19 protein-coding genes are annotated in these 17,007 nt (G+C 39.1%); 9 read left to right on the forward strand and 10 right to left on the reverse strand.

All coding sequences use genetic code 11. From position 1 onward, the window contains the following. Window positions 1-79 precede the first annotated feature (79 nt). On the forward strand, window positions 80-1,447 hold the full coding sequence (locus tag ACMFNG_RS00485) for a TldD/PmbA family protein (RefSeq protein ID WP_011012719.1): 1,368 nt from the start codon (window positions 80-82) through the stop codon (window positions 1,445-1,447). A gap of 12 nt (window positions 1,448-1,459) precedes the next feature. Next, window positions 1,460-2,788, forward strand: coding sequence for a TldD/PmbA family protein (locus ACMFNG_RS00490; RefSeq protein ID WP_011012720.1), 1,329 nt, complete (start codon window positions 1,460-1,462; stop codon window positions 2,786-2,788). Here ACMFNG_RS00490 and ACMFNG_RS00495 read toward each other — a convergent pair. From ACMFNG_RS00495 to eif1A, 8 genes are read right to left on the reverse strand one after another with little or no spacing between them, the layout of a single operon-like run. Continuing rightward, on the reverse strand, window positions 2,766-3,359 hold the full coding sequence (locus ACMFNG_RS00495; protein ID WP_011012721.1) for a hypothetical protein: 594 nt from the start codon (window positions 3,357-3,359) through the stop codon (window positions 2,766-2,768). The two genes, ACMFNG_RS00490 and ACMFNG_RS00495, sit on opposite strands and share 23 nt — an antisense overlap. Beyond that, window positions 3,349-3,759, reverse strand: a complete 411-nt coding sequence (locus ACMFNG_RS00500) for a DUF1699 family protein (RefSeq protein WP_011012722.1) — start codon at window positions 3,757-3,759, stop codon at window positions 3,349-3,351. Before ACMFNG_RS00500 ends, ACMFNG_RS00495 begins: the two co-directional genes overlap by 11 nt. A 4-nt stretch (window positions 3,760-3,763) precedes the next feature. Continuing rightward, window positions 3,764-5,011 (reverse strand): DUF530 family protein, encoded by a 1,248-nt coding sequence (locus tag ACMFNG_RS00505; RefSeq protein WP_011012723.1) that lies wholly within the window; start codon window positions 5,009-5,011, stop codon window positions 3,764-3,766. A gap of 6 nt (window positions 5,012-5,017) precedes the next feature. Continuing rightward, on the reverse strand, window positions 5,018-6,166 hold the full coding sequence (locus ACMFNG_RS00510) for a DNA topoisomerase IV subunit A (RefSeq protein ID WP_011012724.1): 1,149 nt from the start codon (window positions 6,164-6,166) through the stop codon (window positions 5,018-5,020). Further along, window positions 6,141-7,847 (reverse strand): DNA topoisomerase VI subunit B, encoded by a 1,707-nt coding sequence (gene top6B / locus ACMFNG_RS00515; RefSeq protein WP_011012725.1) that lies wholly within the window; start codon window positions 7,845-7,847, stop codon window positions 6,141-6,143. The genes ACMFNG_RS00510 and top6B overlap by 26 nt, the downstream gene beginning before the upstream one ends. A 9-nt stretch (window positions 7,848-7,856) precedes the next feature. Then, window positions 7,857-8,522 (reverse strand): KH domain-containing protein, encoded by a 666-nt coding sequence (locus ACMFNG_RS00520; protein WP_011012726.1) that lies wholly within the window; start codon window positions 8,520-8,522, stop codon window positions 7,857-7,859. Then, window positions 8,495-9,295 (reverse strand): serine protein kinase RIO, encoded by an 801-nt coding sequence (locus tag ACMFNG_RS00525; protein WP_011012727.1) that lies wholly within the window; start codon window positions 9,293-9,295, stop codon window positions 8,495-8,497. Before ACMFNG_RS00525 ends, ACMFNG_RS00520 begins: the two co-directional genes overlap by 28 nt. A 6-nt stretch (window positions 9,296-9,301) precedes the next feature. Further along, a complete protein-coding gene (gene eif1A / locus ACMFNG_RS00530; RefSeq protein ID WP_011012728.1) occupies window positions 9,302-9,643 on the reverse strand; it encodes a translation initiation factor eIF-1A in 342 nt (113 codons plus the stop codon). A gap of 150 nt (window positions 9,644-9,793) precedes the next feature. Here eif1A and sppA point away from each other — a divergent pair, with 150 nt between their 5' ends. From sppA to ACMFNG_RS00545, 3 genes are read left to right on the forward strand one after another with little or no spacing between them, the layout of a single operon-like run. Beyond that, window positions 9,794-10,783, forward strand: a complete 990-nt coding sequence (sppA, locus tag ACMFNG_RS00535; RefSeq protein ID WP_011012729.1) for a signal peptide peptidase SppA — start codon at window positions 9,794-9,796, stop codon at window positions 10,781-10,783. A gap of 5 nt (window positions 10,784-10,788) precedes the next feature. After that, window positions 10,789-11,247: a PH1570 family protein gene (locus tag ACMFNG_RS00540; protein WP_014835444.1), complete on the forward strand. Its 459-nt coding sequence runs from the start codon at window positions 10,789-10,791 to the stop codon at window positions 11,245-11,247. 2 nt (window positions 11,248-11,249) lie between these two features. Then, window positions 11,250-12,275, forward strand: coding sequence for an AI-2E family transporter (locus ACMFNG_RS00545; protein WP_011012731.1), 1,026 nt, complete (start codon window positions 11,250-11,252; stop codon window positions 12,273-12,275). On the opposite strand, the gene ACMFNG_RS00550 is transcribed toward ACMFNG_RS00545, so the two are convergent. Further along, entirely contained in the window at window positions 12,235-13,218 is a 984-nt protein-coding gene (locus tag ACMFNG_RS00550) for an AIR synthase family protein (protein WP_014835445.1), read from the reverse strand. The two genes, ACMFNG_RS00545 and ACMFNG_RS00550, sit on opposite strands and share 41 nt — an antisense overlap. Before the next feature lie 56 nt (window positions 13,219-13,274). Between ACMFNG_RS00550 and ACMFNG_RS00555 the strand changes: the two genes are divergently transcribed. Beyond that, window positions 13,275-14,129, forward strand: coding sequence for a damage-control phosphatase (locus tag ACMFNG_RS00555; protein ID WP_014835446.1), 855 nt, complete (start codon window positions 13,275-13,277; stop codon window positions 14,127-14,129). On the opposite strand, the gene ACMFNG_RS00560 is transcribed toward ACMFNG_RS00555, so the two are convergent. Continuing rightward, window positions 14,126-14,749 (reverse strand): hypothetical protein, encoded by a 624-nt coding sequence (locus tag ACMFNG_RS00560; protein WP_011012734.1) that lies wholly within the window; start codon window positions 14,747-14,749, stop codon window positions 14,126-14,128. The genes ACMFNG_RS00555 and ACMFNG_RS00560 overlap by 4 nt on opposite strands. A gap of 56 nt (window positions 14,750-14,805) precedes the next feature. Between ACMFNG_RS00560 and ACMFNG_RS00565 the strand changes: the two genes are divergently transcribed. From ACMFNG_RS00565 to ACMFNG_RS00575, 3 genes are read left to right on the forward strand one after another with little or no spacing between them, the layout of a single operon-like run. Beyond that, on the forward strand, window positions 14,806-15,561 hold the full coding sequence (locus ACMFNG_RS00565) for a PfkB family carbohydrate kinase (protein WP_014835447.1): 756 nt from the start codon (window positions 14,806-14,808) through the stop codon (window positions 15,559-15,561). A gap of 58 nt (window positions 15,562-15,619) precedes the next feature. Beyond that, window positions 15,620-16,129, forward strand: a complete 510-nt coding sequence (locus ACMFNG_RS00570) for an NUDIX domain-containing protein (protein ID WP_011012736.1) — start codon at window positions 15,620-15,622, stop codon at window positions 16,127-16,129. A gap of 41 nt (window positions 16,130-16,170) precedes the next feature. Continuing rightward, window positions 16,171-17,007 carry a M55 family metallopeptidase gene (locus ACMFNG_RS00575; protein WP_011012737.1) on the forward strand — a complete coding sequence of 279 codons (837 nt, stop codon included), beginning with the start codon at window positions 16,171-16,173 and terminating at the stop codon, window positions 17,005-17,007.

A 17,007-nucleotide genomic window follows, 5' to 3' on the forward strand; every position in this document is an offset into this window, starting at 1 on the left:
TTTTACCCATACATCCAAAAAATTTTTATAATTTCAGAATGCTAAATTATTTGACAAACGTAAAAATATGGTGATTAGTATGGAAGTTCTAGAAAAAGTACTTCGTTGGGCTGAAGAAAATATTAAAGCTGAGTATATAGAACTGCGTTATGAAAACCTCAAAAAGACAAGACTTACTTTAAAAGACGGAGTATTCACCAATTTTACTGAAAAATTGAATATGGGAGTAGCAGTAAGAGTCCTAGCAAATGGAGCATGGGGATTTGCTTCTACGAGCAATTTAGACAAACTCCAAGATGCGATAAAGGAAGCATATAAGTTAGCAAAGGCAAGTGCCGAGACAAAAAAAGAAAAAATTACACTCGCAGAGATAAAGCCAGTAGAAGATTTTGTAGAAAGTAAAATGAAGATCAAACCCAGGGAAGTAGATATTGAAGAAAAAGTTAATCACTTGAAAGAATTAGAAAAACTCCTTAAGGAAGATAAATCCGTAAAGAGCGTAAACGTGAGATACGAAGATGGTGGAGGCCAAAAAATACTCCTCACAAACGAAGGAACTCATATAGAGTGGGACTACAACTATCTATACCAAGGAGTTTATGTCACTGGAAAGAAGGAAGGAAAGCTAGCAATGGCGAGAGATAGTATCGGAGCGGTAGATTATGGCTGGGAACTCATGACAGAAAAGGAGCCAAATGAAAAGGTTGCAGAGAGGTTACTCAGAAAATTACATGCTCAGCTTAACGGAGTGCCACCTAAAAGAGGAGAATGGCCCATAGTAGCTGGCCCAATAGTTGTCGGAATAATCGCTCATGAGGCGCTTGGACACTTAGCTGAAGCAGACTTAACAATAAACTCTCCATTTAGAGAGTTAATTGGAAAGCAAATAGCACCAGAATTCGTAACAATGAGCGAGAGAATTGTAGAAGGTGGATTTGGAAATGACAAGTACGATGATGAAGGAGTTCCAGTAAAGGACATTCACATAATAGAAAATGGCATCCTAAAGGAGATAATGCTAAACAGAGAATATGCAGCAAAATGGAATATGGAGCCAAACGGGCATGCAAGAGCTGAAAGCTACAAGTATCCCCCAATAATTAGGATGAGAAATACTGTGTTTGAGCCAGGGGATTGGAGTTTTGAAGAGATGATTGAGGATATAAAGTTCGGATATTATGTAGTTGACTTCAGAGGAGGACAAGCTCAGTTAAATTCTGCCTTCCAAGTGGGTATCCAGGAGGGCTATGTAATTAGGAACGGAGAAATTGCAGAACCTATAAGAGACACATCAATTACTGGAGTTGCTATTGAAGCATTAAAGAAAATAACTGCAGTAGGAAAAGACTTTGGAATAGAAACAGGATTCTGTGGAAAGGGACAAATTGCATTTGTGAGCTCTGGAGGTCCTCACATGAGATTTGACGGAGGAATTATTATTGGATGAGGAGGGTAAGAAATGGAAGAACTAATTAGGTATGGAGAGAAATTTTTTGATGAACTAGAGATTGTAACAAGAGTAGGAAAGGATTTCAGCGTTGATATTCAGCTTAATGAAGTCTTTGGTGGAGGCGTAAGAGAGGACATTCTAACAATAATTAGAGGTATAAAGGACAAAAGAATTGGAATAGTTTTACTTGATACAATAGACAAAGAAGAGATCAAGAAAGGAATTGAAACTGCTGCTAAGATGGCAAAGCTTAACGCTCCCGATGAAAAGTGGTCATCTCTCCCTCAACCAGGGAAATACAGAGAAAAACCAAAGATTAGTGAAGATTTAAAGTCCGCCTCTTCCGATGAATTAGTTAACATGGCAGTGGAGGGAATAAAGTTAGCAAGGGAACTTGATAAAAATTTAACCGTTGCGGGGGGAAGCATTGGAACTTCATGGAATGAAATTACTATAGTGAACTCCCATGGCATAAACGTTACCCAAGAACTTGGAGTTGCCTATGCATTTTTTGAGTTCGTAGGAAGAAAAGAAGGTATTGTAACCCCAGGAATCTTTGAATTTGACGCCAAGGACAACCTCAACTTGAACATCGAAGAAACAGTAAAGAACGGAGTCAAAAAAGTCCAGTGGGCTTATAACTTTAAACAAGCAAAAAATGAAGAAACAACCCTAATATTTGGCCCCTGGGCAATATCAGGATTGCTTAACTATGCCCTATTCCCAGCGTTTAGTGGAGAAAGATTGGTTAAAGGCACAACTCCTCTTGCAGATAAAGTGGGAGAAAGAATTACAAGTGAAGTAATTACCCTTTACGACGACCCGTTCCACGAGTTAAGCATCACCAAAATAATCGCTGATGGGGAAGGAATACCAACAAGAAGGTATGAGATTATCAAAGATGGTGAATTTAAGGGATTCATCTGGGACAACTACTGGGCAAAAGTCCACGGAACTGAAAGCACAGGACATGGAGTAAGAGATTGGAGCGGGGGTGGAATAACTATTGGTCTTCACGTTCCTATCATCGAGAATGGTAAGAGGAGCCTTGAAGAGATCATCGGGGAAATTAAACATGGTTATTTAGTAGATGGCGTTCAAGGAGCACATTCAAGCAATCCAGATAATGGCAACTTTGCAGTAACGGCAAATCCTGCTTACATAATTGAAAATGGTGAAATTGTTGGATCAACAGTGTTCTTAATAGCTGGGAATATCTATGAATTGCTCAAAAAGGCTACAGAAGTTAGTAAGGAACAGAGAACTCTAGTAGGAATGACTAACGTCATTACCCCATACATAAAATTTGAAAACGTCAAGATAGCCGGAAAGAGTTGACTTTTCCCTTTTTTACCATCATTATTCCCGTAAATAGCCCAAGAGTATCAGCAATAATATCCCTAATTTTATTTCCCAGGGATTCTGTAATGAAAGAAATTTGGGACTCACTAAGCTTTTCTATACTTTCCCATCCTACTGCAAGTGTGTAGAATATCACTATTGAATAAAAGAGCACTTCCTTATTTGAAAGCTTGAGCTCATACAAGACCTTTGCAATTATTAGCCAAAGGACTAATCCACCCAAAAAGTGACTTATTATATCTGCATTTCTCCACTCTTTATGAAACAAGTCTATTGTTGTGAAAGGAAGATTAACTAGAGAAACATGAACAGCTCCAAAAAGAGCTAAAATTGCCATAATATCTTCTGAATAAAATGGAGATAGTAGGGCATCTAGGACCTTTGACCCAAAGGAAAAGCGCTTCCTTTGAAGCAAGATAATTGCCAAGAGTCCTAGAATCCAAGCGGTACATCTATATATGTGATCAACTCTTTTGTAATAAATTCCAGTTATGAGACCCAAAACTAGGATACCCAAAGAAAAATATATAATCTTCCTAAGATCCACCTTTTTTACCTCCAGAAACTTCAATAAGATAGTATAGTGTTCTTATTGGAATCCCGAGGGCCTTACTAATCTCCCTGGGGCTTTTTCCTTCTTCTCTCATTTTATTTATGAGTTGTATTACTTTTGGCGAGTACTTTTTTGGCCTGCCTCTTCCTTTTTCAATGGGGATAATTTTTATTCCAAGTTGCTCAAGTGCTCGAATAACCTTCTTCGACACCATAGGATAAAGGCTGGGAGGGCATCCAATAACTTTAACGTTCGGAGCATTCTCAAGTATTCTTACAACAACTTCCTTAGTGGGTCTTAAGTTTATGTAAACCTCGGTAACATCTTCATTAAGAGTCTCATCAATTTTTTTCAAGAGCTCCTTTACATTTCTCGCGGTTATCTCAACTCTCATTCTCTCACCCCTGAAGGAGCTCTAAAAACTTTCTAGCTTTGTCACTCTTTGGCATGAATTTTTCAAACTTACTAACATCTGCAAAAACAACTTTATGGAGACCAGAAACGACAAACTTTCTTATCCCAGCTTTGAGTTCTTCCAAATCTATACCCAAAATTTCGGTGACTTCTTCTTCTGTAAACGGTGAGGCACCATAAAGTAATATACCTCCAAGGATGTAGTTTGGTATCCTTGATATGTCACTTTTCTTTTTTACGAGCAACTTCTCAGCTTCACATTTTCTTATGAGCAACATACTCCCAAATCCCGTTTTAAAGTCTTTTCTATCTCTAAAAGGGAGATCAAATAAAGAATAGTGACAGTCAATACAACTCCTCAGACCAGGATATAGGCCTAGGTTTTCTCTCTCTTTTTCAGAAGTTAGGAAATAGTACCTGAAAAGATCAAGAGCTAGTAGTTTTGCCCCTTCTCTTGGATTTAGGGTTCCATAGGCTAAGGCCAAGTTATCCACGGTGTAGTGATTATTTATCAGGACTCCCATTGTTTTTACATAGCTTAAAACTCTCCATCTAAATCTCCTTCCATACCTTTTACGCAACTCTCCTTCTATGTCAGAATCCACTGGCAATTCCACCTTTTCTTTTTTTAATCTTCCATTTTCCAGATATTCCACCTCTATTCTAAATTTTTCTTTTCTAACAACTCCCTCCTCTCTGAGCTTACTCTTTATGAACTTAAAATGCTCTCTAACCTCTATTCCACGTTGTCCAAGAATCCTCAACACATCTCCGGAATAAGCCAAATAGGGGAGTATTTCCACCCTACCAAGCTTGATGTCTTTCTCTATAGCCTTAATCTTAGATAAATTCTCCTTTTTTAGCGCTTCTAAGGAGATTTCAGATCTGTTGATCTTAAGTATGTAGTTAGCCTCCAGTATTGAGAGAGCTATCTTGTGTGCAGTAATAGCAGACTTTAGCCTCTCAAGTGTCAAAACTCTGTAGTGTCTTTTCCTATATACCCAGGATAGATGAGGATCCTTGGATTTCTTGTCTTTTATAATTGGAGTAGGCCCCAGTTCACCAACTCTTCTTTCAAGTTCTTCTTCAAGCTCTTTCAAGGTCTCTAATCTACTCTTAAAGGTAAAAATAAGTTTTGGAACATCAAAATCTTCAAATAACCCAGGGGTATCTATCGCTATGTCATCGAGTATTTTGTTTATTCTTGCTATAAGCTCTTCAGTCGTTGGCATACTCCATCACGGTAGCAGTTTACCTTCTCTAATTTTCTCAGGCAGATACTCCTTTGCGACAAACTCTAGAGATTTGTTTGCCAATGCCTGTTGCTCTATTCTCACTCCCCACTTAAGAGCAAGCTTTAATTGTCTCTGCCACTCCTTGTTTTGGAACCATGGATAGTTGAGTTCCTCAATTAACCTCTTGTAGTCTCCAGTTGGTCCTCCTTTCTTGTCTGGAGGTATTCCTTTGAGCTTCTCTGTAACATGCTCAAGGCCGTATTCTTTTATGTCATCCATAGTCATTCCAACGAATTTTGCATCTGGAGTTGCTAGCTTTTCGCTGAGATAAGCTAAGTTTATGGATCCCTGCTTTATTGTTGAATATATGTACCAACCGTAGGGATCTCCATCCGTGAAGACAATTATCGGCAACCCCTCTTCATAGTGAAGCCTGTGAATTAGCCTTCTTACACCCCTTGAAGCCTGTCCCTGGGTCGCAATTATCAGTGCTCTTTCCCTCTTTGGATACTTTTCTTCTATCAATCTATCAGCCATTGCTGCAGTCTCAACAACTAGAACATAATCAACGTTTATCTCTGGGAACTGAATGTGCTCTACAGTCCCAGGAACTGCCCAACCACCCATTCCAAGCTTTGATGCGTTAAATTCATCTTCCCCATCCTTAATTACAATATCTCCATAAACATATCCACGTCTATCTGCAGTGATGTGCATCTCCTCTCTGAGTACTCCAAGCATTCTCTCGAGATCCTCTATAATTGGATCGCTTTCACTCTGATCTTCAAATGTATTTTCATGAGTACCCGGAATAGTGTGCTTGTTCGCATAATAGGCTTCTCTTAAGCTCGCATGTTTCCCTTCTGAAACTAACCTTTTTACATAGGCCATCAAGATCAACGTCTGCATAAACTTCCTTGCATGGGCAACGTTGAGGAAGTATCTCCTTGATAGCTTATCTCCTAGCTTAATCAATCTGGCCTCTTCATCAAAGTAGACATTACTTAACCCCCTTGTTGGAACATCGAAGTATGGATTCTTGCCTGCTTTAACCTCCTCTAGTATCTTATAAGCAAGATCCTCAAGCTTTTTTAATACCTTTTGAGGATCATATGAGAATTTTTCTTTAGGCTTCCCCCTCTTCAACTTCAACTTCGCTCACCCCCTCTTGTGCAACGGTGATTTTGCTTTCTATCAACCTAAGGAAATATTCCTTGATTTTCTCCTCAGGCTCGCCAGTTAAAATGTGAAGTGACCTTGCAATCTCAGGAAGGTATTTTTCGAAGATTTTCTTTCTCCTAATCTGATATAACCTCCTATATTTCCCACCAAGATATGCTGCAAGCCTTCTAGCAGCTTCCATTAAAGCCAACCTAATTTCATTGTAAATCTCATCAATGCTCGCAATGCTCTGCTTGCCAGTGCTAGTATAGGGCACGTGAACACTTACAACATTAACGAGGACAACAAGCGGAGCGTTATCAAAGGACTCTACCCTATATCTCCTCCAGTCTATGCTTCTGACTGCTGAAGTTATTACACATGAACCCGCATCAAACAGCAACGGCACCCTGTTAGCATATCTCAAAATTTCTGAGTTAGTAATTTCCCCTCCATATGCTATTCCCACCTCTACCTGGAAGGGAATTCCACCCGAATATACCTTTGGTGGTCTTGTCACTGCCGTTACAAACTCTGGCCTGAGAATTGATGAAAGTCCTTTCTCTATGTTTTCCTCCCCTATTGGCCTCAGTCCATAGGTAGGAGGAGCCAGGAATTTCATTAGCTTAAATGCCTCAACTATTTCTTCCGCCTCATGCCAGGTTAGTTTCTCTGGAGGCTTCTCCATTATCTTCTCGACTTCCTCAACGACTTTCTTCCACTTTCTCCCAAAAGACTTGAGAACTTTCTCTACCTCCCCATTAGCAAGCCTTTCAATGAGTTGAGACTTGAGGTTTTGATCTGTAACCTCTCTGTTTATTAGCCTCAAAGCAGCTATGTACAGTACCAGCTCGTCAACTTTTTTGTCACTTATTCTTGAAAATTCACTTACTAGGAATCTCCTTACAGTGCTCCTCTTACTTCTATGGGCCATTGTATATACATCGTCCGTCATTACACCCTTAGGATGAGGTTTCATTTCCACTGGTGGTTCTGGAATGTCCTCACTCGACCTGGGAAAGACTATTAACTTCCCGTCCGGCTCAACCAATTCTATATGAGCGTGAGGATTTGCAATCGCAGTTAACTTTAGATACCAATAAACACCCTGCTTTGAGCGAACATATTTAACGTTCTTAACTTCAAGCTCTATCCTTGTTCCTCTCCACCTTTTGGGATTTGGATGCTTTATCTTCTTCACAATTTTACCTTCATTTTTCTGAACGTCAATCTTCACCCAAGCTTCAACAATTTCATCGTCACCCGTGGAGGTTATTACCCTGGTAGCCTTTCCACTTGTAATTTGAGCAAACATTACAGCACCACTTATACCAATTCCCTGCTGTCCCCTGCTCTGAATGTTTCTATGAGCCTTTGTTCCGGCGAGCATTTTTCCAAAGACATGAGGAATGTAATCTTCTGGAATTCCTGGTCCATTATCCTCAACTATGACTTTATAATGCTCCTTTCCAAGCTCTTCAATTTCCACTCTAACATAAGGGAGAATTCCTGCCTCTTCACATGCGTCAAGGGAATTTGTAACGGCCTCGTGAATGACTGTAGTTAGCGACCTTATGCTTCCAGTGTATCCTAACATTGCTGCATTTCTTCTGAAGAATTCACTTACACTCTGAACTTTAAACTCCTTAAATAAATCCCTTGCTTCAGCCATATGCTCACCTCACAAGTTTTCATAATACATTGATCCTTCAAGTTCAAGGTCTTTCTTCCTTCTTTCTAAATACCTATACACAGTGCCGTGGGGAGAGCCTCTTGCAAGCTTTTCTATTGCCGTTCTTGCTATTTCGATCTGAATTGGATTCCCAATTATGGCAACTGTCTTTCCGTATACACTAATACTCGCCCCACTCATCTCTTCTATTATTTCCCTTGTCCGTCCTTTTCTTCCTATTATCCTGCCTCTAACCCTTGGGAGAGCATTTTTCTCATTTCCTATTATTATGTCAGTAAGGTTAATTATCTCCAAGTATTCGCCCTCATTTAGTAGTCTAAAAGCTCTCTCAGGCGAGAATCCTCTCCCTATAGCTAGTACAATGTCTCTCGCCTTCCAAACAGCCAGGGGATCAGTAGTTTCTTTTGTAGAGGTTATCCAGACTTCACCAGTCTCACTATCGACTTCAATCTTTGTCTTTGTTCTTTTCTCAATTTCTCTTTTTGTTTGCCCCTTTTTGCCTATAAGGACACCAATTCTCTCCTTTGGAATCTTAACATATTCTTCTTGCTTGAAGAATTCTTCCCACTCTTCATCCTCTTCCTCTTTAATAATCTCACCATCTTTACTAACCTTCTCAAATTTTTTCATAAGTTTCTCAAAGTCCTCTCCCATAACTCATCACCCGCCAACTCTCTGAATTTCTCCTCAGGATTTTCCACGCTAACACCCTTTCTACCGAAGTAATTAGTGATATTTCTAATATCTCTGTAAAGGAGGGTCAAGCTCATTCTATTTCTCTTTACAGTTGCTTGGGACCAATCTATAATTACAGGTTCGTTCCAGATAAGGATGTTGTATTCACTCAGATCTCCATGAACCATATCCCCTCTTTTCCACAATTTCTCTATACTCCCCATAGCAAAATCGTAGAGCTCTTCAAAGTCTTTAAGCTCCAAATCTTTCTCAATGTCCTTTAACCTGGGAGCTGGTCGATCATCTCCAATGTATTCCATTATAAGAACATTATTTCTAAACGCTATTGGCTCTGGTGCTCTTACTGCATACTTCATGGCTCTTTGCAGATTTTTAAACTCTCTTCTTGTCCAAACAAACACCAACTTTCTAATGTCTTTAGGTAGGTAGCCCACTCTTGGATCTGCTGCCAAATACTCCCAGATCCTTCTAAATTCGGTAGTGTAAGTCCGATATATTTTAACGGCAATTCTGTTTCCTTTTGAGTCGAATCCAGCAAACACATTAGCTTCTTTTCCCGTACTTAGAACTCCATAGAGACGTTCTATCTTCCCCCTTCTGTAAAAATAGCTAATGGTCTCTACTGTAGTTCTGTCAAATACTTCACTAAATACTTTAAAGAGCTCACTATCCTTCTCTCTCCTCTCAGTTAACCCAAGAACTTCTGCAATTTCTTTATCTAGCCATTCCATGTCCCATCACTCTAGCAGCAGAGAGCCACCTGTGAGAAATTCCTGACTGATCTTTCCTTTTCTAAGTAACCATTCCACTTGTGTTTGGGTATATCTGTAAACTATGTCACCTCTTTTGTCACTCTGCACAGGCCATGGTTCAACAATTACAAGGTCACCAACTTTAATCCACACTCTTCTCCTTAGTCTACCTGGGATTCTGCATCTTCTAACTTTCCCATCCTCACATCTAACGTCCATCCATCCTGCCCCTAAGGCTTGTTCTACTACCCCAAATAACTGGTTTCCTTCTGGTAGAGGAACTCTAATAACCTCTTCTCCCTCAACTTTCCTCTCTTTCTTAGGCATGAGCATCACCTCCTAATTTTGCAAAAATTTTTCTGTCTCTCTCTTCACATGAGTGTTTAAAAATTTTTGCATAGGACACACAATTACATGACCAACACCTTGCAAACTTATAAACTTTGATTTTGTTAGAGTGGATTAGGGGAAAAGAAGATGCCAGAGGGTGTGTGGAAATACATATCGTTTATCTTAGCTCTAGTCTTAAGTTTTTCAATAGCAGCAAATGCGCTTTTGTATCTTCAAGTTGGGGAGCTCCAGTCAACTACATATAAACTACAAAAAATTCTGCCATCCCAGACAAATATAACAACAAACTATACAACTCTGCAGCTAAAAATAGAGGAATTAAAGAAAGAAATTGAATATCTAAGAGCGTATATTCAAAAACAAAATGAAACAGCTAACGGAAGTTTAGCAATAGTCCCAATATTTGGATTAATAGACGAAAACATGGCGCTGGAGGTAGTTAAGAAACTTGAGGTTATAAAGTCAGATCCATCAATAAGGGGAGTTCTTCTCTGGATTGATAGCCCAGGAGGATATATAGGACCAGTCAGAGCTATATACAAGGAGGTAAAGGAACTCGCTTACATAAAACCAATTGTTGCATACATTAGTGGCTACGCAACATCTGGGGGCTACTATATAGCATGTGGAGCCGATAAAATAATCGCTGATCCCTATGCCCAGGTCGGGAGCATTGGAGTAATTTACGTTCATTTTAATGCTCAAAAATACTATGAGATGAATGGAATAGAAGTAGAAGTCTTTAAAACCGGGCCATATAAGGATATGGGAGCCGATTGGAGAGGATTAAAACCTGAAGAGAGAGAAATTATACAAAAGCAAATAGATGTTTACTTTAAGACGTTTCTAGATGTAGTCATGGAAGGAAGAAACCTCAACGAAACTAAAGTTAAAGAGTATGCAGATGGGAGAGCTTGGTTTGCATATGAAGTCAATGGAACCCTCATTGATGACATAGGAGATTTGCAGTACGCGATAGAAGAGACAAAAAAATTAGCAAACCTTAAATCTGCAAACATAGTAATATTTGACGTAAAACCATCAAACTTTGAAATTAGGGGAAGTTCAGCACTGTATCTCCCCCAAGAATACGTTTACAAGTACATTAGAAGGTGAGTAGTATGTTGTGCGAAGAGAAGCTAGAAGTCTTTGAGAATGGATTTAAAGACGACAAGCACAACATAGAGATTCATGTGTATGGAGGAGATGGCAGAAAAGTACTTCTGGCACTAATCTATGAGCTCTATTCCCCAGAATACGGGAGTGAGTACGTCTATCCTTTTGAATGTGCAAAAGAATTCTGGGGAATTTACTTAGATTCTTCAGAAGTTAAAGGTGAAGAAGCTGAGCTTAAACCACTAAAGTTCATTAGTGAGTCTGTTAAGTCCAAAATTGAGAAAGAGCTTGAAGATATCAAAGCGCCAATAGAAGTTGAGCTAGAGAAAAGTACAATCTATAAAGTAAAAGATGGCTACATAGTTTTGGGAAAGAACTTTCTCTTAGATCATAAGGGGAGACTCTTTGTTTTCAATAAACCACAGGTAGGTGAAATAATACTCAAATATATTTGGAAGTGGTGAGTGTGGAAAGGGAAAAAATATTTTGGATTGCAGTAGTTCTCTTGATATTATTTTTAGTTTGGGAAACGATTAAGTACCTAATTACTCCAATAGTATTTGGACTAGCTGGGACATACATTGCATATCCCTTCCAAAGAAAACTCAGCAAAAAAGTTGGAGAGAAAAAGGCCACATTAATAGTTCTTGCAATTGTTGCGGTATTATCAACTCTCTTTCTAATTGGAGTCACGCTTTGGATAACGGATACTTTAAAAAATCTATACTTGTACCTTGATAGGTTCTTTATTTGGTTAAGTGGCCTTAATATGCCAAGCTTTTTAGGTGCCTTGTTTGATGCTCTGGCCCAAAGTTTTCCAGAAAAATTAAGGAGTATTCTCTTACAATACACACTTTCTCTCCCCAAATTGGCCCTACAGCTAATAGTGTTCCTAGCAGTATTTTACTCTTCTCTCCTTAATGCCGACTTTCTGAGCAAAGAAATCTATACCCTCCTGCCCTCCTCTAACAATGAGTTAGGTAAGAAACTAATAGAAAAAACTAGGGACACACTTGATGCCATTTTAAAAACGTGGTTATTCTTTAGTGCGGCTAAAGCAATATTCCTCGCACTAGGATTTTATATTTTTGACATAAGTAACGTAGGTGGATCAATAGCAGCAGGTATACTATGCATGATTCTAGAGCTACTTCCAGTCCTTGGAGGATGGATAATGTGGATTGTAGGAGCTATAATTCTATGGCAAAAATCAATAATGCTGGCGATACTATTCGCACTATACGGAATTCTAACAGTTTCTCCCTTCCCAGATTATTTTATAAAACCAAGATTAGTCAGGAATAGAGCCAGTGTCAGCTCTGTCGTAGCTCTAGTTGGAATATTTGGAGGAATAATGGCCTTTGGTGCTGTAGGCATTCTTCTGGGCCCCATATCAATAGGATTGTTCTCAGCATTGCTAGAAGCTTGGAAAGAAATCGAAGAAAGAGAAACTACACAACCTTCCAAAGCTCGTCAGTCTCAGGACGCCTAAGAGGTCTCTCAACACCATTTTCTATTATGACCCTCTTCTTCTCAGCTAAAAATTCTCCTATTATACTTGCTTTTATTCCATTACTTTGCAATTTTTGAACAACCAACTGAGCGCTGTCCCTGGGAACAGAGATAAGTAAAGCCCCAGAACTTATCAGAGACAGCGGGTCAATGTCATAAAATGTGCAAATCCTCTTTGTCTCTTCTCTAATTATCAACTTATTCTTGAAAACTCTAAACCCCAAATCATTTATGTCTGCCATCTCATGAAGCCCATTTGCAACTCCTCCCTCTGTAGGATCGTGCATTGCAGTTGCAAATTCTCTAGCTATTAAAGCTTCCTTAACCACACTTATTTCATTGATGTATGATTTGGCCCTCTCAACAAACTCTTTTCCAAATATACTTCTCAGCTCTTTTTCCCTCTCATGAGCAATTATAGAAGTCCCCTCAATTCCAACTCCTTTAGTTAATATTATAGCATCTCCTGGCCTGGGATTTGGAATTACCAGCTTATCTTTTTCCACTTCTCCCAGCATAGTTCCAACAACTATTGGCTTCTTCAATCCTGGAGTAACCTCAGTATGTCCCCCAATTATTGAAACGTCCAGCGAAGAGGCTACTTCTCTTATTTCATCCATGATTTCCCTTAAAGTAGACTCATCACTTCCCTCTGGAAGTAATATGTTAACAAGAAACCACTTAGGTTTAGCTCCAAATGTTGCCACGTCATTGGCATTTACATGAACAGCATAAAATCCAATTCTCTCCTCAGCACCTGTGATTGGATCAGTTGAAGCAACTACTACGTAATCCCCAAAATCTAAAGCAGCAGCATCTATTCCAACTCCTGGGCCAATTATTAGCCTATGAGCCTTTTCCACGTTCAAGTTTTTAAAAACGATTTCTTTAAGTACCTCTGGTGGAACTTTACCTGCAAACATTTTGCTCCCCCAAATAGGAAGGATTCCCCAACAAAAAAATGTTTTCGGTGATAATAATGAAGGTGCAGTATGAATGCTTAGCATGTATAGCAAATCAATGCCAAAGAATAGCCGAGATGGCAACAGAAGACTTAAATTTTAGAAAGCAAGGGATGATACTCGCATCAAAGCTAATTGCTAATGAATATCATGAAAAAGCAATTCCAGCAATTGCTGGTAGTAGAATTTTTGTAGAGCTCTACAAATTCTTTGGAAGTGAGGATCCCTTTAAGAAATACAAGGAACTATCCAGAAAAAAGGCAAAAATCGTTGTAGATACTCTTAAGGCAAAGATAAAGATCGACATAGAAACGGCAATAAAGCTGGCAATTTTAGGAAATGTGATAGATTTTGCCGTTGGATTTTCCCCAGAAGACCTTGAAAAACAAATAGAGGAGATGCTAGATAAACCCTTGTACATCGATGAAAGAGATGAGTTAATAAAAGAAGTGAGAAAAGCAAAACAAATTCTATACCTTACAGACAATGTAGGTGAGCATTTGTTTGACAAGATTTTAATAGAGGAAATAAAGAGAACATCTAATGCTGAGATATACATTGCTGGAAAGGAAAAGCCAATAATAAATGACGTAACAGTTGAAGATTTAATTCGAGATGGTTTTGAAGCTTTGGGGAAGGTAGTATCTATTGGGACTCAAATAGTGGGAGTACCTTTAAATGAGGTTTCCCAGGAATTTAGAGAAGTTTACGAGAATTCTGATGTCATTATAGCGAAAGGACAGGGAAATTTTGAAACCTTAAGTGAGGTTAAAGATGAAAGAATATTCTTCCTGCTCAAAGCAAAGTGTCCAGCTGTAGCTAGAGAGTTAAAAGTTCCCAGGGGAAGCTTAATATGTAAAAGAAACGGCTAACTCCCTCCAAAGAGTTTTTCTAACTCTTCATCTTCAACATCTTCTTCCATGTATCCTAGCTCTTTTTTCTGGAGCTCTATTAATCCGGGAGTCAGGAGAAGCTTCCCATTCACTTTTGGAACAGCATAGTGCAAAGTTATCTCACTAAACTCGTCAAGCTTTATTGTCGGACTCTCTACATACTCTATCTCTTCAAGTCTTTTCCCCTCAGAAATTAGCTTTGCAATTATTGAAGCTCCGTCAATTGAGAACTGCACACTTCCTATGTGCCTCGCCTTTGCACCTTCAATTTTAGATGTTATGAATTCCTTAGTTTTTCCTGTAAATTCAAAATCCCCCAGTATTCCTCCAACTACAATCAAGGAGTCTTCTTCAATATCTTCAGGCTTTAGTTCCTCTTCTGCAAATGGATCAAGAATGATTAGCTTGGACTTGTCAAAAGGTAACTTTGTCACGCTTTCAGCAACAACACTACCAATCTCGGCCAGAATCTTTCGTTCTTCTGGCTCTTTAACATTGGTAAATATTAGCTTATCCCCCCACCACTGAGCAGTGTGTCTATACTCAAGCAGTAACCACTCACTTATCTTTTCTAAATGCTCAATTATCAGGTAAGGCATGATGTGGTGTTAAAAAGAATCCTTTTAAATTTACCTAATGCCAAATAAGAGTAGACATGAGGATTGGAGTAATAGGAAACTTGACAATCGATATAGTTAATGGGAATAGAAAGCCTGGGGGAGGGGCATATTATTCTGGACTAGTATTATCGAAATTTGCGAAGGTAACGATATATACAAAAATAGGGCCAGAATACCCTAAAGAGTGGATTGAAAATATAGAAAGCTTCACCAAAGTTGTGCCATTTGAAGGAAGCTCAACCACAACTTTTGAGCTCCTATATTCTGGGGACAGAAGGGAGATTAAAGTAGTCTCTAAGGGAGATAAATTCACTTACGAGGAGCTTGAGACAGTCAGTGAGAAAGAGGTAATCATAAATCCGGTCGCGAACGAAATAAAACCTAAAAATGTTTATATGTTTGAAAGACCATCCTTAGATATCCAAGGATTCGTTAGACAGCTTGATAGAGTTGTAACATTGAAAAGAATTGAAGGGAAATTTTTGGAAAACGCGTTTGTTGTTCATGCTTCAAAGGAAGAATACTCAATGATAAAAAACCCAGGAACTCCAGAAATTTTAGCTATTACGGATGGGTCAAAAGAAGGAGTAGTAATAACAAAAGGTGAGAAAATTAAATTTATACCAAAACAAATCGATGTTAAAGACCCAACTGGTGCTGGCGACTGCTTCTTAGCTCTTCTCGCTTATAGTGCTAGAAGATATAACTTACAAAAGGCCATTGAATTTACACTGGATGAAACTGCAAAGTTTTTGAAGTTAGGACTAGAGAAGTATTTAGAGGAGCAATGATGAAGCCTCGATTGGCTGATTTGATGATTGGGAGGGACTTGGCTGAGCGGTGATTAAAATGGATAGGTATGTGCTCCTTGTGAAGGCTCCAAAGGAATATGATATTTCAAAATTTAGAGAGGAAGTTGAAAAAATAGCAAAAGATTATGGGCTTAAAGTAGAGGCACACAAGTGCATTGGAGTTACAGTAGACATAGTGATTATTCACAATGGCAACATTGTCCTCATAGAGAGGAAAAACGACCCATACAAGGGATATTTGGCACTCCCAGGAGGCTTTGTTGAGTATGGGGAGAAGGTGGAAGAAGCAGCAATAAGAGAAGCAAAAGAAGAAACTGGATTAGATGTTAAGTTGTTGAGAGTTGTAGGAGTTTATTCAGATCCCAATCGAGATCCCAGGGGTCATACAATAACGGTTGCGTTTTTGGCCATTGGCCTGGGAGAACCAAAGGCTGGAGATGATGCAAAGAAAGTTCACCTAATCCCAATTGAAGAAATTGAAAAAATAAAAGCAAAGCTGGCTTTTGACCACGCTAAGATTATAGAAGATGCCTTAACGCTAAGATAAACATAAAAATGGACAGAGATAATTTATTTCGGTGAAATATCATGAAGGCCTTCATATCTATAGATTTAGAGGGGCTTCCCTACATCGTTAGTAGGGAGCATCTATTTGTAAAGGGAGCCCTATATAATGAGGCCCGAAAAATCGCCACAAAAATTGCAAAAATTGCTGCAGAAAAGTTACACGAGGAAGGATTTGAGGAGATAGTAATAGCAGATTCTCACGGCCCTATGGTGAATATAATACCTGAGGAAATGCCAAGTTATGTTTCCATAGTTAGAGGATTTCCCAGGCCTTTAAGTATGGTGGCATTTGGAAAAGGCTCAGATATTGCAATCTTCTTGGGTTACCATGCCAAAGCCGGGACGAGTTTTGCAACCTTTGACCACACCTACAGTGGAGCCACAATTGACAAGATAATCATTAGCGGCATTGAAGTTAGTGAGTTCCTTTTAAATTCCATGGTGCTCGGAGAGTGGGGAGTGCCAATAGGGCTTGTTGCAGGAGATGAGGCGTTAAAAGAAGATTTAAAATACGTCCCCTGGGCTGAGTTTATCCCCCTCAAAAAGGCTAGTGGGAGGTATTCGGCCCTGAGCCCCTCTATGGAAGCAATAGAGAAAGAGCTAAAAGCAGGGATTAAGAGAGCTGTTGAAAAGTTAAACAACAAAGAGTTAAGGGCCTTTAAAATAGAAACTCCAGTTGACGTTGAGATAAGATTCCTCAATAGTGCATATGCAGAAGTTGCAGATCTTCTCCCAGGTGTTGAAAGAATAGATGGAAAAACAATTCGATTCACCGCAAACACTGTAGAGGATGCATACAAAATTATGGAGGTTTTGACATTAGCTGCTGCAGGGGTTTCTTACATCGTGTCTAGATAG

This window comes from Pyrococcus woesei, from assembly GCF_050496105.1.
GTDB lineage: Archaea > Methanobacteriota_B > Thermococci > Thermococcales > Thermococcaceae > Pyrococcus > Pyrococcus furiosus.

What these genes read in the sequence shown, in the direction of transcription:
- ACMFNG_RS00550 (WP_014835445.1), bottom strand. Translation starts at nt 13,218, where the DNA reads ATGTTTGCAGGTAAAGTTCCACCAGAGGTACTTAAAGAAATCGTTTTT.
- ACMFNG_RS00570 (WP_011012736.1), top strand. Translation starts at nt 15,620, where the DNA reads ATGGATAGGTATGTGCTCCTTGTGAAGGCTCCAAAGGAATATGATATT.
- ACMFNG_RS00525 (WP_011012727.1), bottom strand. Translation starts at nt 9,295, where the DNA reads ATGGAATGGCTAGATAAAGAAATTGCAGAAGTTCTTGGGTTAACTGAG.
- ACMFNG_RS00560 (WP_011012734.1), bottom strand. Translation starts at nt 14,749, where the DNA reads ATGCCTTACCTGATAATTGAGCATTTAGAAAAGATAAGTGAGTGGTTA.
- top6B (WP_011012725.1), bottom strand. Translation starts at nt 7,847, where the DNA reads ATGGCTGAAGCAAGGGATTTATTTAAGGAGTTTAAAGTTCAGAGTGTA.
- ACMFNG_RS00485 (WP_011012719.1), top strand. Translation starts at nt 80, where the DNA reads ATGGAAGTTCTAGAAAAAGTACTTCGTTGGGCTGAAGAAAATATTAAA.
- eif1A (WP_011012728.1), bottom strand. Translation starts at nt 9,643, where the DNA reads ATGCCTAAGAAAGAGAGGAAAGTTGAGGGAGAAGAGGTTATTAGAGTT.
- ACMFNG_RS00490 (WP_011012720.1), top strand. Translation starts at nt 1,460, where the DNA reads ATGGAAGAACTAATTAGGTATGGAGAGAAATTTTTTGATGAACTAGAG.
- ACMFNG_RS00505 (WP_011012723.1), bottom strand. Translation starts at nt 5,011, where the DNA reads ATGCCAACGACTGAAGAGCTTATAGCAAGAATAAACAAAATACTCGAT.
- ACMFNG_RS00565 (WP_014835447.1), top strand. Translation starts at nt 14,806, where the DNA reads ATGAGGATTGGAGTAATAGGAAACTTGACAATCGATATAGTTAATGGG.
- ACMFNG_RS00540 (WP_014835444.1), top strand. Translation starts at nt 10,789, where the DNA reads ATGTTGTGCGAAGAGAAGCTAGAAGTCTTTGAGAATGGATTTAAAGAC.
- sppA (WP_011012729.1), top strand. Translation starts at nt 9,794, where the DNA reads ATGCCAGAGGGTGTGTGGAAATACATATCGTTTATCTTAGCTCTAGTC.
- ACMFNG_RS00555 (WP_014835446.1), top strand. Translation starts at nt 13,275, where the DNA reads ATGAAGGTGCAGTATGAATGCTTAGCATGTATAGCAAATCAATGCCAA.
- ACMFNG_RS00575 (WP_011012737.1), top strand. Translation starts at nt 16,171, where the DNA reads ATGAAGGCCTTCATATCTATAGATTTAGAGGGGCTTCCCTACATCGTT.
- ACMFNG_RS00500 (WP_011012722.1), bottom strand. Translation starts at nt 3,759, where the DNA reads ATGAGAGTTGAGATAACCGCGAGAAATGTAAAGGAGCTCTTGAAAAAA.
- ACMFNG_RS00520 (WP_011012726.1), bottom strand. Translation starts at nt 8,522, where the DNA reads ATGGGAGAGGACTTTGAGAAACTTATGAAAAAATTTGAGAAGGTTAGT.